The sequence below is a fragment of the Streptomyces sp. WI03-4A genome, assembly GCF_033792105.1.
GTDB classification, from domain to species: Bacteria; Actinomycetota; Actinomycetes; order Streptomycetales; family Streptomycetaceae; genus Streptomyces; species Streptomyces collinus_A.
In genome coordinates, this window is record NZ_JARAUO010000009.1 from 98,829 (window position 1) to 112,215 (window position 13,387).

Here is a 13,387-nt window from a genome sequence, read left to right on the forward strand (position 1 = left end):
TCCGGACCGCTTCGGCGGGTGCGGCAGGCCCTGTTTCACGGCCTGCGCACGGCGGCCCGGGGCGGGCGTTCGCGCAGCGCGCCGTAGCCGATGAAGTAGGCGGGGACGCGGCGGATCCAGCGCCGGCCGGTGAGCAGCCGAGCGGCGCGCTGGGCCCGCGCCGCGCCGCCGAGGGGCGGCCGGCCGGCCAGGACGGGGGCGATGAAACGGGCGTGGGCCGTGCGTTGGAGCGTCTGGGTGGCGACGGTCGTCGGACGGCGGCGGCGTTGCACCGCGCGTACGTCCCGCAGGCGTACGGTCCCGCGGCTCAGCGGCCCGGCCAGGTGGCGGGCGGCGGCGACGGCGTCCTGGACGGCGAGGTTGATGCCGATGCCGAAGACCGGGGACATCGCGTGGGCGGCGTCGCCGATGCACAGCAGCCCCGGGCGGTGCCAGCGGCGCAGCCGGTCCAGGCGTACGTCGAGGAGTTTCACCTCGTCCCACGAGCGCAGCCCGGGCGCCCGGTCGGCGAGCCAGGGGGCGGCGGCGGTGAAGTCGGCCAGGAAGCGGTCGAGGCCGGCGGCGCGGCGCGGGGTGTCGGTGCCCTTGGGGATGAGCGCGGCGCACTGCCAGTAGTCGCCGCGGTCGATCATCGCGGTCAGGAAGCGGTCGCCGGCCCCGCCGACGAGTCCGCGCGGGTCCCCGGGCTGCCGTGGCAGGCGGAACCACCAGGCGTCCATGGGGCAGGGGAACGCGCGCAGGCCCAGTTCCGGCCGGGAGCGGGCCAGCGATCCGCGGCCGTCGCAGGCGACGGTGAGCAGGGCGCGCAGCTCGCCGGTGCGGCCGTCGGCGTTGCGGTAGCGCACCCCGCGGACCCGGCCCGCCTCGATCAGGAAGGAGGTCGCCTCCGTGTTCATCCGCAGGTCGAACGTCGGTTCGCGCCGGGCCTCGGCCACGAGCAGGTCCAGCAGGTCCCACTGGGGCACCATCGCCACGTAGTTGTAGGGACCGGGGAGCACGGTGAGGTCCGCCACCGTGACCGCCGAGTGGCCGTCGCCGATCGGGAGCTGGACGGTGTTCACCCGGCGCTGGGGCAGCCGGGCGAAGCGCTCGGCCAGGCCCAGGTCGTCCAGCAGCGCGAGGGTGGAGGGGTGGACGGTGTCGCCGCGGAAGTCGCGCAGGAAGTCTGCGTGCTTCTCCAGCACCGTCACGCGGACGCCGGAGCGGGCCAGCAGCAGGGCTAGCACCATGCCCGCGGGGCCGCCGCCGATGACGCAGCAGGTCGTCGTCGAGGGCGTGGTGGTCGTGGTGGTGGTGTTCTGGTCCATGGCGGGCCCTGCCCTTCGCTGGAGCGGTGACGGCCATTAATTCATCAGTCGATGAATAGTATACCCGCAGGCCGTCGGAACAGCGGATCAGCCGGATCAGCCGGATCAGCCGGATCAGCGGAACATGCCGCTGAGTGGAGCAATGCCCGGTGCGCCCCGGCCCGGCCGAGCAGGCTGGACCCCATCTCGGGGTCGTCCGACAGGAGTCCGGTGTGCCAAGGCCGCACGAGTCCGACCGCCAGGCGTGTGGCCCGGCTCACCGGAGCGACCGGTGAGGCACGAGCGTGCCGCCGGGGCCCCGGATGCCAGGCTCGGGGTACGGACCGGGCTGTCCGCTCCCCCGGCCTGGATGCGCTGGCTCCCGGTCCTGTACGTCGCGGCGGTGCTGCTGCTCGAACCGGTCACGCCCGTGGACTGGCCGGTGAGCTTCGTGCTGGTAGCCCTGCCGCTGGTGACCGCCTTCGCGCACGGCCCCCGCGCGGTCGCCGGCGCCACCGTGTTCGCCGTCCTCCTCGAAGGGGTGCTGGCCGGCACCCCGTGCTGTGCGGGCCGGCCCGTCGGCTACCTGTGGGACCGCCACTACGTCGCCGCCTACGTGTGCACCCTCCTGGTCGGCGCCCTCGGCACGATCCTGGCCGCCCACCGGGTCCGCCGCGAGCGGACCCTGGCCGACGTGCGCTTCGTGGCCGAGATCGCGCAGCGCGTCCTGCTCAGACCGGTACCGCACCGCGTCGGCAACCTGCTCCTGGAAAGCCTCTACCTCGCGGCCGCCGCCGAGGCCCGCATCGGCGGCGACCTCTACGAGGCCGTCCCCACCCCCTACGGGGTGCGGCTGCTCATCGGCGACGTCCGGGGCAAGGGCCTGCTCGCCGTCGAGACCGCGGCCGCCCTGCTGGGCGCGTTCCGCGAGGCCGCGCACGACGAGCCCGACCTGCCCGCGCTCGCCGCCCACGTGGACACGAGCATGAGCCGCAGGGCCCGCCTCCTCGGCGGAAACGAGATGACCGAACGGTTCGTCACGGCCGTCTTCGCCGAGATCCCCGCGGCCGGCCACGTCGTCCGCGTGGTCAACTGCGGCCACCCGCCACCGGTCCTGATCCGGCCCGACGAGGTACGGGAACTGGACCGCGGCCGGTCGGCCCCGCCGCTGAACCTCGGCATGCTGGTGGGAGACGCGTACCCGCTCGACGAGTACGCCTTCCGCCCCGGCGACCAACTCCTGCTGTACACGGACGGCGTCACCGAGACCCGTGACCCCGAAGGCACCTTCTACCCCCTCCTGCCCAGACTCCGCTCCTGGGGCCCGCTGCCGCCCCACGAACTGATGGAACGCCTCCACGAGGACCTGCTGGCCCACAGCCACGACTGCTTGCGGGACGACACGGCGGCACTGACGGCGTGTCTGCTCGATGACGGTGGCGGCGGGGGCGGGGGCGGTGGGGACGAGGGTCGGGGGTAAGGGGGTTCGGCCACTTCTGCGGTACGGAAAGCGCAGCTCACCGGCGCTCGACCGCACCCGTGGGCGGGCGGGGCACCACCACGGCGCCGGTCTCGCTCAACTCCTCCCGAGCAGGGGCCAGCACGCGTTCGTGGTGAGGAGGTCCAGGTCGGGTTCCGTGTCCGCCGCCCAGGCCGCGTAGCCGTCGGGGCGGATCAGGACGGCGCCGGGCAGGCCATTCACCGGCCGGACCGGGGTGGCGCCGAGGTCGGGTGGGAGGATGCCGGCCGCGTCGAGCAGGACCGGCCTGCCGGAGCGGAAGAGCGCGGGGTCGAGTCCGGGGACCCGGTGACCGGTCAGCGGGTGGGTGCCGGGCAGGTCGTAGGCGTGCGAGAGGCCCGACATCAGCCCGGCCAGGTGCCGGTTGGTCTCGGGCAGGCGCATCAGGCCGGTGAAGACCTCGCGCAGTTCGACCACGTCCGCGCTGGGCCGCGGTGCGGCGAAGACCCGTTGTGCCTGGGTGATGTGCAGGACCCAGGCTCCGGCGGGGTGGCGCTCGGTGTGGTAGGTGTCCAGCAGGTCCGCGGAGGCGTCACCGCGCAGGACGGCCGCCAGCTTCCACCCCAGGTTGAAGGCGTCCTGGATGCCGAGGTTCAGGCCCTGGCCGCCGTACGGCGGGTGGATGTGCGCGGCGTCGCCGGCGAAGGACACATGGCCCGCGCGGTAGTTGTCGATCTGCCGGGTGGCGTCGCTGAACCGGGAGGCGTTCTCCACCTCGGCCGGCACGGTCCGCTCGCCGTACACGTGGCGCAGCAGCCCGGCGATCTCGTCGAGCGTGACCGGCTCGTCCTTGGCCGGCTCGTCGCCGTCCAGCCGCCCGCCGGTGAACCGATAGCGGTCACCGCCCAGCGGGAGCAGCATTCCCCAGCCGTCCTCGGCCTCACGGGTGAGGGTGCTGATGTGCCCGGGTTCCGTGGGCACGAGGTCGGACGCCGACGCGAGCCGGACATCGGCCAGCACTGCCGTGAACGTTCCCGGCCTGCCGGGGAACGGCACACCGAGCAGCTTCCTCACCGTGCTGTGCGCACCGTCGCAGGCCACCAGGTGGCGGGCCTCGAGGCGCCGGCCGGCGGCCGTCACCGTCACGCCGTGGTCCGACCGCTCCACCAAGGTGACCGGGGTGTCACGCAGCACCTTGACCCCCAGTTCGGCGGCGCGCTCCTCCAGGACTTCCTCGATCTCCCACTGCGGGAGCGAGAGCACGTGGGGGTGCGCGGTGTCCCAGACCGTGCAGTCCAGGGGCACCGGCAGCAGGGCGAAGTGGCCGCCCAGCGGCTCGCGCGGCACGGCCCGGGCCTGCATCGGCTCCAGCAGACCGCGCAGTTCCAGCAGTTCCTGCGTGCGCGGCTGGACCGCACCGCCCTTCGTCTGCCGGATCCGGTGCGGCAGACGTTCCAGCACGACGGTGTCCACTCCGGCCAGGGCCAGTTCGCAGGCCAGCGTCAGTCCGGTGGGGCCGGCGCCCACCACGATCACATCGGTCATCGCTCCTCCAGTTACTTCACTGAGAGAAAAAGTACACCGAGTGCAGAAAATGTCCAAGTGCAGTTTTCGGCTACCATGGCGGCATGACTGGGCTGCGCGAACGCAAGAAGGCACGCACACACGCCGCCATCTCGGAGGCGGCCATCGCGCTCTTCCTGGAGCGCGGCTTCGACCAGGTGTCGGTGGCGCAGGTCGCGGAGGCCGCCGAGGTGTCGAAGCGGACCGTGTTCGCCTACTTCCCGGCGAAGGAAGACCTCGTCATCCACCGCTTCGCCGACCACGAGGACGAACCCGCCCGGGTGGTGCGCGCCCGCCCGCCGGGCACCCGTCCCCTGGACGTCCTGCGCGACCACTTCCTGCGGGCGCTGCGCGACCGGGACCCGGTCACCGGACTCAACGACCTTCCGCAGATCCTCGCGTTCACGCGCATGGTGCACGAGACACCGGCCCTGCGGACGAGAGCCGTCGGCTTCCAGGAAGGGTCCGCGCGCATGCTCACCGAGGCCCTCCAGGACACCGCGCGAGTCCCCGCCCTCACCGCGCGCCTGGCGGCCACGCACGTGGTGAGCACCCACTGGCTTCTGTCGATGGACAACTTCGGGGCCCTGGACGGCGGTCGGTCCGCCGACGAGCGCTACCCGCAGGCGGTCGCCGACGCCGAAAACGCCTTCACACTGCTGGCGGAGGGACTGGCGAGTCACCTCTGACGGGCTCCAGCCCCTCCTCGCGCGACCTCAGGCGAACATGCCGCCGCGGGGACGCCGCCGGGCCCGAGCCAGCCGTACGCGAGCGTCTGTGTGCGGCGTCAGCGCGCGAACTCTTCGTGGGCCCGTTGACGAAGTCGGTGCCGAAGCCGGTCAGGTTCCGGTGCACGCGGTCCACGTCGTCGACGAGGAGCTCGGTGATGACGCTGCGGTTGTCCGCCGGGCGGCCAGAGCCCGGGGCGAACAGCGGGACGGTACGCGTGCCGGCGATCGCGAGGGTGGCGCCCGCGGTCCTGAGTCCGGCGAAGTCCTCGGTGGCCCAGCTCGCCTGCGTCCCCGCGGCTCGCTCGTGGAACTCGACCGCTCGGTGTGGAGGGGCGCATCGTGCGGCGCTACGTGGGCCGGCTGATCGACCTGGACGTGCCCGTGCGAGGCCGCGCGGGTGGACACTCCGCGCGGTGTCGAGGTCAGGTGTCGAGGGGAGGCGTCGCCTCGACCCTCGCGGCCCCCGGAGAGTGCTCTCCGGGGGCCGGCGTCAGGCGTCTACCTCAGGCGACGACCGTGATGTTCTCCGCCTGCGGGCCCTTCTGGCCCTGCGTGACGTCGAAGGTGACGGACTGGCCTTCCAGCAGCTCACGGAAGCCGGAAGAGTTGATGTTGGAGTAGTGCGCGAAGACGTCGGGGCCCCCGCCGTCCTGCTGGATGAAACCGAAGCCCTTTTCGGCGTTGAACCACTTCACGGTCCCGCTGGCCATGCTTATACCTCTCGGTCGAACCGGGTCCGCACCGCGCAGACCCGACAGCGATTGCCCTGGCCACGCCGCACAACCCAAAATGCCCGCACCTGGCGGCACGGGCGGGAACGGCGAACCACGACAACCACTGAGACGCTACACGCCGCACACGGCCGGCGCCACAGCGAAACAGGTCCCGCGGCCCGTCGACCTGCGCGACCCCCTCTCCGCTGCGGCCGTGGCAGCCGCCGGTTCAGGCCTGGAACTCGGTGAGGTCGATGGCGTGAACGCGCAGCGGGTAGCCGTGCGCCGGGTGTGCCGTCTCCCGCTCGAACACCATGCCGAGCTTGCGGATGACGTTCTCGGAGGCGTTGTCCCCCACCCGGTTGATGCTGATGACACGGTCCAGGCCGCGGTCCTGGAGCGCGAACTCCAGCGTGGCGTGAGCGGCCTCGGAGGCGTACCCCTGGCCCCAGAACTGCGAGCCGATCCGCCAGCCGACCGCCACCGCGGGCATCACCTCCGGCAGCCACTCCGGCACGGACAGCCCCGCGAAGCCGATCAGTTCACCCGAGGCCAGCAACTCGACGGCGAACAGGCCGAAACCCTCCTCGTCCCACTCCTCCTCCCACCGCTCGATGTCCTCGGCCGTGAGCTCCAGGTCGCGCACCGAGCCGTCGTCGATCCAGCGCATCACCCGCGGGTCCGCGTGGATGTCCGCCATCGGGACGAGGTCGTCGTCGTGCCAGGGACGCAGGAGGAGACGGGGGGTACGGATCTCGGTCATACGCCCATCCTGCCGAACGCGACCGCCTCACCGGTAATCCGGCACTCCCTCGCCACGCCGCTCCGCGATCACGAGGCGTCAAGCACGTCGGCCGCCCGCGTCGGCGGGTCGTGGTGCCTGCCGCTCGGGCGGTACGGGTGTCGCCGCGCCCGCCGTGGCGAGGGTGAGGGCGGCCAGGGCCTGGGGGGCGCCGGGCTGGGCGCGGATTCCGGGGAAGGCGTTGATGTCCACGATCAGCGGGCCGTCCGTCCCCCTGTCGATGACGTCCACGCCGTAGACGTCCAGGGCGAAGACCTCGCCGACCCGGTGGACCAGGGCGGCCCAGCCGGGCGGCAGGCCGGCGGGGTCGAGCGGTCGGGTGGGGCCGCGGCCCTCGGGTGAGAGCTCGGAGCGGCGCAGCGCCGAGAAGACGCGGTCCCCGATCGCCCACAGTTTGTGGTCCCAGCCATCGTTGGGCGCGAACTCCTGGGTCACGACGGGCTCTTGTGGGTGCCCGGCGGCCAGTTCGCGCAGCATCACGTCGGTGTCGACGCGGGCCACCAGGTCGTGCTTGCGGCTGTGCCGGCTCTTGACCACCACCGGGCCGGAGAGCCCCGGCCCCGCGGCAAGCCGGGCGAGTGTGGGGTAGGTGCGGGTGGCCGCGAACGGCAGCCCGGCCCGCAGGGCGTGGTCCGCCATCGCCGTGCGGTCCTGGCACAGCGCGGTCGCGGCGGCCGAGTTCACGACCCGGGCCCCGCGCCGCTCCAGGGCGCGGGCGAGGGAGATCGCCCGCGGTGTGCGCGCCTTGAGCAGATACACGTCGGCGGTGGGCTCGGCGGCCGCGGGGTGCTCCGCCGTCTCCGGGTCCAGCGTCCCGACGGTGTGCTCGCGGGCGAGCAGCGCGGTGGTGGCGGCCAGCAGGGGGTGGTCCGGGTCGGAGCTGATCAGGCCGATCCTCATCCGTTCTTGCCCGCCGCCAGCAGCACCTGTGCCGAGCCGGAACGCAGGGGTGACGCGGCTGACGCGGCCGGCGTGGCCGGGACGGCCGGTGCGCCGGACATTCCGGGCGACGACGCGCCGGCATCGGGCGCCTCCCGCTGTTCCGGCATGCGCGGGAGGGCGGCGGGCTCGACCGGTTCGGCGGCCCTGCTGCCGCGGGCCGCGAGGGCCAGTACGGCGCGCGCCACCCGCGCGGTCGCGTCGGGGACTTGGCGGAAACTGGGGAAGTCGTTCACGTCGACGACCACGGGCCCGTCCGGCCCCAGCACCACGTCGACGCCGTACAGATCGAGGCCGTAGACCGCGCCGGCCCGGGCGGCGATGGCGGCCACCTCGTCCGTCAGCGGCACGGGGCGCTCGGGCGCCACGCGGTCGGGGTGGAGCGGGGAGCGGCGTTCGGTCGCGTACAGCTCGCCGCCGACGCCGTACACCTTGATGTCGACGCCCGAGTTGGGGACGTACGGCTGGGCGATGAGCATGCCCTCACCCACCAGTTCGGGAAGCATCTCGGTGAGCCGGTCCGGCGACGTCACCAGGTGCACGGCCCGCCCCGAGCTGCCGTCGGCGGGCTTGACCACGATCGGGTACTTGGACTCCGGTATCTCCGCGAGGAGTTCGGGCCGGGCCGCCGCGTAGGTGGGCGGCAGCGGGAGCCCCTGGCTGCGGCCGATCGCCGCGGCCAGCGCCTTGTCCCGTACGCCGCGGATCGAACGGGCGTCGTTGATCGTCGTGGTCCCGGCCACGGCGGCGGCCTCCAGCAGAGTGAGCCCCGGGCCGCCGGAGACCGTCTTGAGCACCCAGGCGTCGTGGGCGGCGCACTGCAGCGCCTCCGTCATGCGCAGCAGTGAGCCGCCCGGCCGCAGCACGTCCACCTGGTGTCCCCAGGACGTCAACCGGCGGATCACCTCGACCGGCATGCCGTCGTGGCGGTACTGCTCCTCCACCAGAAAGCAGAGTTTCATCGATCTACCCCGACCCCCCGGACGCCCGCCCTCGTCGTCCGGCTCTCCATGACACTGTGACGACACAGGATGTCACGCCCGTTGCCTGCCGGTGGCGGGGTCTGTCCACGGCGCGGGGCCGCCCTCGTGGAGGACGGCCCCGTGCCGTTCGTACTCGTTCCTGCCCCTCCTCCGGCTACTCGACGTTGATCTTGAAGGTGCTGGTCGTGTTGCGGATGTCCTGGGCGTTGCCGCTCATCCGCAGGTTGCGGAAGGTGGCTTCACCGACGGCCGGGCCCTGGCCGGGTTCCGGCAGCTCGTTGGCCCAGATGCCGAAGCCGGACTTGGCGTCGAAGGCGTCTCCGCTCTTCTTCGAGTCGGTGATGGAGAGGTCGGTGAAGACCGTGTCCTTCACCGGGAACTGTGGCCGCCCTCCGACGTAGTCGGTCTGGAACATCACGCCTCCGTAGGTGGAGTCGTCGATGTCGACGTCGTTGACCCGTATCCCCTGGAAGACCTTGGAGGCGGAGAACGCCCAGATCGCCGGGAAGACCTGCGAGCCCCAGAAGTGGCCGCCCGTCCTCTCCAGGGAGACGTTCTCGATCGTCGTGGGCACGGTCCCGAAGCCGTTCATCGGGTAGCCGAAGTCCAGCGAGGAGATCGTGATGCCGGAGTAGACCAGGGTGTCGGCGACGCGGATGTTGCGGAAGGTGTTGTCGTAGCCGCCGTAGACGGCGATTCCGGCCGCCCGCCAGGTGAGCGTCGACGTCAGGTTCTCGTAGAGGTTGTTCTTCTCGTCGGCGCCGCCGGCGTCGATCGCGGAGAACAGGGCGAAGCTGTCGTCGCCGGTCGCCCGGGCGTCGTTGTTGACCACGTGGTTGTCCGTGGAGCCGTTCGTCATGTTGATGCCGTCGGCGAACATGTCGCGGATCCGGGAGTTCTTGATGGTCATGCCGTCGGTGTTGGCGCCCCAGTAGAGGCACACCATGTGCTCCACCCAGATGTCGTCGATGGTGATGCCGGAGACGTTGGAGAAGTCGAACACCTTGCCCGGACCGTCGATCCGTGACGTGTAGTTGCCGAAGTAGGAGAACCCGCTGAACGTGGAGCCGTTGGCACCGGCCTCGGCCCGGAAGCCCACGTCGGTGTTCTCCTGGGAGGCGGGGGCGTGGAAGCGGGTGAACCACGGCCCGGCGCCGACGACCTTGACCGCCTTGCCGTAGACCTGGAACTTGCTGGAGGTCTCGTAGTCACCGGCGGGCAGGTAGACGCCGACGAGCTTGCCCGTGGTGTCCATGCGGACCTTGTCGAGCGCGTTCTGCACGTCCTGGTGCGAGAAACCGGCCGGGACGGCGTAGCCGGCGGGGTCCGGGTTCGGATTCGCCGTCGCCTGCTCGGTGTTGATGAAGTCGACGGCGTAGGTGGAGGTGTTGGCGGCGTCCTTCTGCAGCCTGATCCTGGATCCCGCCGGGACTGTCTTGCCGAGCGGCAGGCCGGCCTCGTCGTAGATGTGGCGCGGGGCGCCGGAGCCGGGCGAGTTGCCGGGCGAGGTCTCGTTGCCGTAGAGCCAGGCGTACTTCGAGGTGAGGTCGACGGCCTTGAGGAACTGGCCGTCGACGTAGACGTCGAGCGTGGTGTTCGTGCCGTCGGGGACCGAGAAGCGGGTGACCAGGGTGTTGGTCGCCGCGCGGGTGGTCCACTCGACGTACTGGCCGGTGTCGTTGAGGGTGACCGCCTTGCGGCCGCTGGCCTCGCCGGCGAGGTCGCCGATGGTGCGGTTGGGGCCGACGACCTTGGCGCCGCCGCCGAGCGTGCCGTCCTCGGCCTCGTACATGTCGTACGGCATGTCGGCGCCGCGGCCGATGAACAGGGGTTGTGTGGTGGTGTTGTTGTCCCGCTTGACGGGCAGTTCGTTGGCGTCGCTCGCGATGACGGTCTTCACGGTGTACTTGCCGTTGGCGGCCGTCCAGGAACCGAGGGCGACCGGGGCGGTGGTCCGGCCCGCGGTGACGGCGCCGTTGTAGGAGCCCGTGAGTGTCTTGACGGTGGCGCCCTTGGCGTCCTGGATCGTCAGCGTGACGTCGTGGGCTCCGGAGGCCGAGGCCAGAGATCCCTGGTTCTTGATCGCCACGGTGAACTCGACGTCGTCGCCGGCCGAGGCGCTGGACGGGGTCCAGGAGACCGGGGCGGCGAGCAGGTCGGAGCTGGCGACGGGCTTGACGACGAGGGCGTCGGAGCGGGTGAAGACGTTGTTCGCCTCGTTCTGCTCGATGACCTTGTTCGACGGGTCCACCTCGGCGCCGACCGGGTAGCTGCCCGCGTCGTGGGCGCCGATGCTCGCGGTGACCGTCTTGGACTCACCGGCCGCGAGGGCGGGGACGTCCGCCGTGCCGGCCTTGGTGCCGCCGAGCGTGAAGTTCAGGTCGGTGGCCTTGGCCGCCTTGCTGCCGCTGTTGGTGACGGTCGCCGAGAGGCTGATGGCGTCCGACTCCACCGGGTCGGCGGGCGAGTTGGTGATCGCGGTGACCTTGAGGTCCGGGTTGGCGGCCGGGGTTCCGATCACCTGGAACTCGGCGACCTGCCCGCCCGGTGCCCCGGAGTTCGCGGTGAACCTGAGCTGGACGTCGGCGGCGGACCCGGACACGGGGATGGTCACGGTGCTGCCGGTGGACGGGTTGAAGGTGTAGTCCTTCGCCGCGGCGAGGCTGGTGAAGGCGGTCGCGTCCTGGTCGCGACCGAGCACCTGGATGTTCTGTGTGCGCGTGGACCAGGCGGCGTCCGGGTTGAGCTTCACGACGACCTGGCTGAGGTCGGCGTTGGCACCGAGCCCGGTGGTGAGGGTGGCCGGGTAGGCGCCGCCCGCGCTCTCCCAGTAGGTGCTGGTCCGGCCGTCGTTGGCGTTGGCGGCGACGTACGTGTAGACGTACGACGACGCCTCGACGGGCTTGCCCTCGGCGAGGTTGGAGCCGGCCCCGGTCGAGCCGGTCCGGGTGACGCTGTTGCTGGCCGCCGACACGTTCCCGGCGGCGTCCGTCGCCTTGACGTAGTAGGTGACGGTGGCGGACGCCGGCGGGGTGTCGGTGTACGTCGTGACGTCGCCCGCCACGGACTTGAGGAGCTTGTTGTCGGCGTAGATGTCGTAGCCGGTGACCTTGACGTTGTCGCTCGACGCCTGCCAGGTGAGCTTCACGTCGCCGCCGGACTGCGTGCAGGCGAGGTTGCCCGGCGCCGTGGGGGCCTGGGTGTCGCCGCCGGATCCCTTGCGGGTGACGCTGTTGCTGTTGGCCGAGACGTTGCCCGCCGCGTCCTTCGCCCGCACGTAGTAGGTGATGTCGCTGCCGGCCGGCTGGGTGTCGGTGTAGGTCAGGGCGTTTCCGGCGACGCTCGCCCGCAACTGGCCGTTCGCGTAGACGTCGTAGCCGGTCACGGCGGTGTCGTCGGTGGCCGCGCTCCAGGTCAGCTTGATCTGCCCGGTGGCCGGCTCGGTGTAGCCGAGACGCGACGGCGCGGTGGGTGCCTGGGTGTCACCGGTCGCGGGGCCGTAGACCTCCAGCTCGGACGCCTGCCCGGCGGGCCAGCCGGTGTTGGCGGTGAACAGCGCGCGCACGTACCGCGTCGTGGTGGTGTCGAAACCGATGGTGGCCGACTGCTCGTTGCCGCTGTCGAAGGTGTACGCCTTCGAGGCCGTCAGGTCGGTGAAGTTCTGGTTGTCGGTGGAGCCCTGGATCTTGAGTGTCTGGCTGCGGCTCGGCCAGCCGCCGGGCAGCCGCAGTGTCACCTGGTTCACCTTGACCGAGGAACCGAGGTCGACCTGGAGCCACTGCGGGAAGGCGTTGTTCCTGCTCTCCCAGTAGGTGTCGCGGTTGCCGTCACCGGCGTTCGCCGCGCCGTAGACGTCGGCGTGCCCGCTCTCCGTGAAGGGCTTGCCCTGGGCGAGGTCGGGGGTCGAGGCGGCGGTCGTGAGGACCTGCATCTCGCCGAGCTGCGCGGTGGCGGCGACCGAGTTGCGGCTGAAGTCCGCCCGTACGTACCGGGCGAGGGTCGCGGGGAAGGAGATCTTCACCGTGTTGCCGTCGCCGGGGCTGAAGACGTACTGCGCCGAGGACTTGAGCGTGGCGAAGGTCTTCCCGTCGGGGCTGCCCTGGAGCGCCAGCGTCTGCCTGCGGGTCTGCCAGTGCTCGGGCAGGCGCAGCACGACCTGGCGGACCCGCTCGGGCCGTCCGAGGTCGGTCTGCACCCACTGGGCCGACTTCTTCCCGGCCTGCCAGTAGGTGCCGGCGTCGCCGTCGGTGACGTTCGCGGCCGAGTGTGCGCGCAGGGCGCTGCCCGCCCTGGTCACGGCGTCGGCGGCGGCGTTGGGCCCGCCGGCCGCGTGGGCGCCGACGGCGGGCATGCCCAGAACCGTGACGGCGGAGGCGAGCGCGGCGGTCGCCGTTCGTCGCCTCCAGGTTCGTGGCTTGTGTCGAATCATGCGGTGTCCTCCTGCGGAGGTGCGCGCGCCGGTAGGGGCGGCGGGGGCGGCTCGTTCCTGGGCAGAGCGGACGCACGATCCCCGGAGGAGAGCGTGCGAGCATGCGCGTGTTCTTGCAGTGGTTCATCGCAATATTGCAGAGGCGCATAGGCCCGTCTACTGTGCGGGCGACACCAATTTCACGGGTGGCGCGCGGATCCGAGCAGGGGCGGAGGGGTGGCCGATACCCCTCCCCGCCCAGGGGACCGGCGTCCGGGCGCCCCGAGGACGCAGGCGTTACGTCAGACGCTTCACAAGCTGACGCAAGGAGCGCAATTTCTTGCGCTCACGGTGTCATGAGGTGTCGTCTTCTTGCGCTACGCGCCGTCGCCCTCGAACGCGGCGGCGTCGACGGACTCGCCCCCGGCGACGGCCAGTTCCGGCCCCTCGCCGACCGCTGAGAGCCGGCCTGCGCGCACGGGAGGCCGGAGCGCCGGGCCGAC

At 71.8% G+C, this 13,387-nt stretch carries 9 protein-coding genes and 1 pseudogene; 2 read left to right on the forward strand and 8 right to left on the reverse strand.

Going from position 1 to position 13,387, the window contains the following annotated elements:
• Positions 1-35: 35 nt before the first annotated feature.
• Positions 36-1,307 (reverse strand): FAD-dependent oxidoreductase, encoded by a 1,272-nt coding sequence (locus tag PV343_RS12740; protein ID WP_319146982.1) that lies wholly within the window; start codon positions 1,305-1,307, stop codon positions 36-38.
• A gap of 349 nt (positions 1,308-1,656) precedes the next feature.
• Here PV343_RS12740 and PV343_RS12745 point away from each other — a divergent pair, with 349 nt between their 5' ends.
• Complete coding sequence (locus PV343_RS12745; protein WP_401700502.1) at positions 1,657-2,766, forward strand: PP2C family protein-serine/threonine phosphatase; 1,110 nt, start codon at positions 1,657-1,659, stop codon at positions 2,764-2,766.
• 96 nt (positions 2,767-2,862) lie between these two features.
• Here PV343_RS12745 and PV343_RS12750 read toward each other — a convergent pair whose 3' ends face one another.
• Positions 2,863-4,290, reverse strand: coding sequence for an FAD-dependent oxidoreductase (locus PV343_RS12750; protein ID WP_319146984.1), 1,428 nt, complete (start codon positions 4,288-4,290; stop codon positions 2,863-2,865).
• A gap of 83 nt (positions 4,291-4,373) precedes the next feature.
• Between PV343_RS12750 and PV343_RS12755 the strand changes: the two genes are divergently transcribed.
• Entirely contained in the window at positions 4,374-4,997 is a 624-nt protein-coding gene (locus tag PV343_RS12755; RefSeq protein ID WP_319146985.1) for a TetR/AcrR family transcriptional regulator, read from the forward strand.
• Positions 4,998-5,112: 115 nt separating this feature from the next.
• On the opposite strand, the pseudogene PV343_RS12760 reads toward PV343_RS12755, so the two are convergent.
• From PV343_RS12760 to PV343_RS12785, 6 genes and pseudogenes are all read right to left on the reverse strand, one after another.
• Positions 5,113-5,361, reverse strand: a pseudogene (locus PV343_RS12760) (VOC family protein); the annotation flags it as partial.
• 181 nt (positions 5,362-5,542) lie between these two features.
• Positions 5,543-5,749, reverse strand: coding sequence for a cold-shock protein (locus PV343_RS12765; RefSeq protein WP_319146986.1), 207 nt, complete (start codon positions 5,747-5,749; stop codon positions 5,543-5,545).
• 232 nt (positions 5,750-5,981) lie between these two features.
• Positions 5,982-6,515 (reverse strand): GNAT family N-acetyltransferase, encoded by a 534-nt coding sequence (locus PV343_RS12770; protein WP_319146987.1) that lies wholly within the window; start codon positions 6,513-6,515, stop codon positions 5,982-5,984.
• 78 nt (positions 6,516-6,593) lie between these two features.
• Entirely contained in the window at positions 6,594-7,454 is an 861-nt protein-coding gene (locus tag PV343_RS12775) for an alpha-L-glutamate ligase (RefSeq protein ID WP_319146988.1), read from the reverse strand.
• On the reverse strand, positions 7,451-8,455 hold the full coding sequence (locus PV343_RS12780) for an ATP-grasp domain-containing protein (RefSeq protein ID WP_319146989.1): 1,005 nt from the start codon (positions 8,453-8,455) through the stop codon (positions 7,451-7,453). Before PV343_RS12780 ends, PV343_RS12775 begins: the two co-directional genes overlap by 4 nt.
• Positions 8,456-8,630: 175 nt before the next feature.
• On the reverse strand, positions 8,631-12,905 hold the full coding sequence (locus PV343_RS12785; RefSeq protein ID WP_319146990.1) for a discoidin domain-containing protein: 4,275 nt from the start codon (positions 12,903-12,905) through the stop codon (positions 8,631-8,633).
• Between the last annotated feature and the right edge of the window lie 482 nt (positions 12,906-13,387).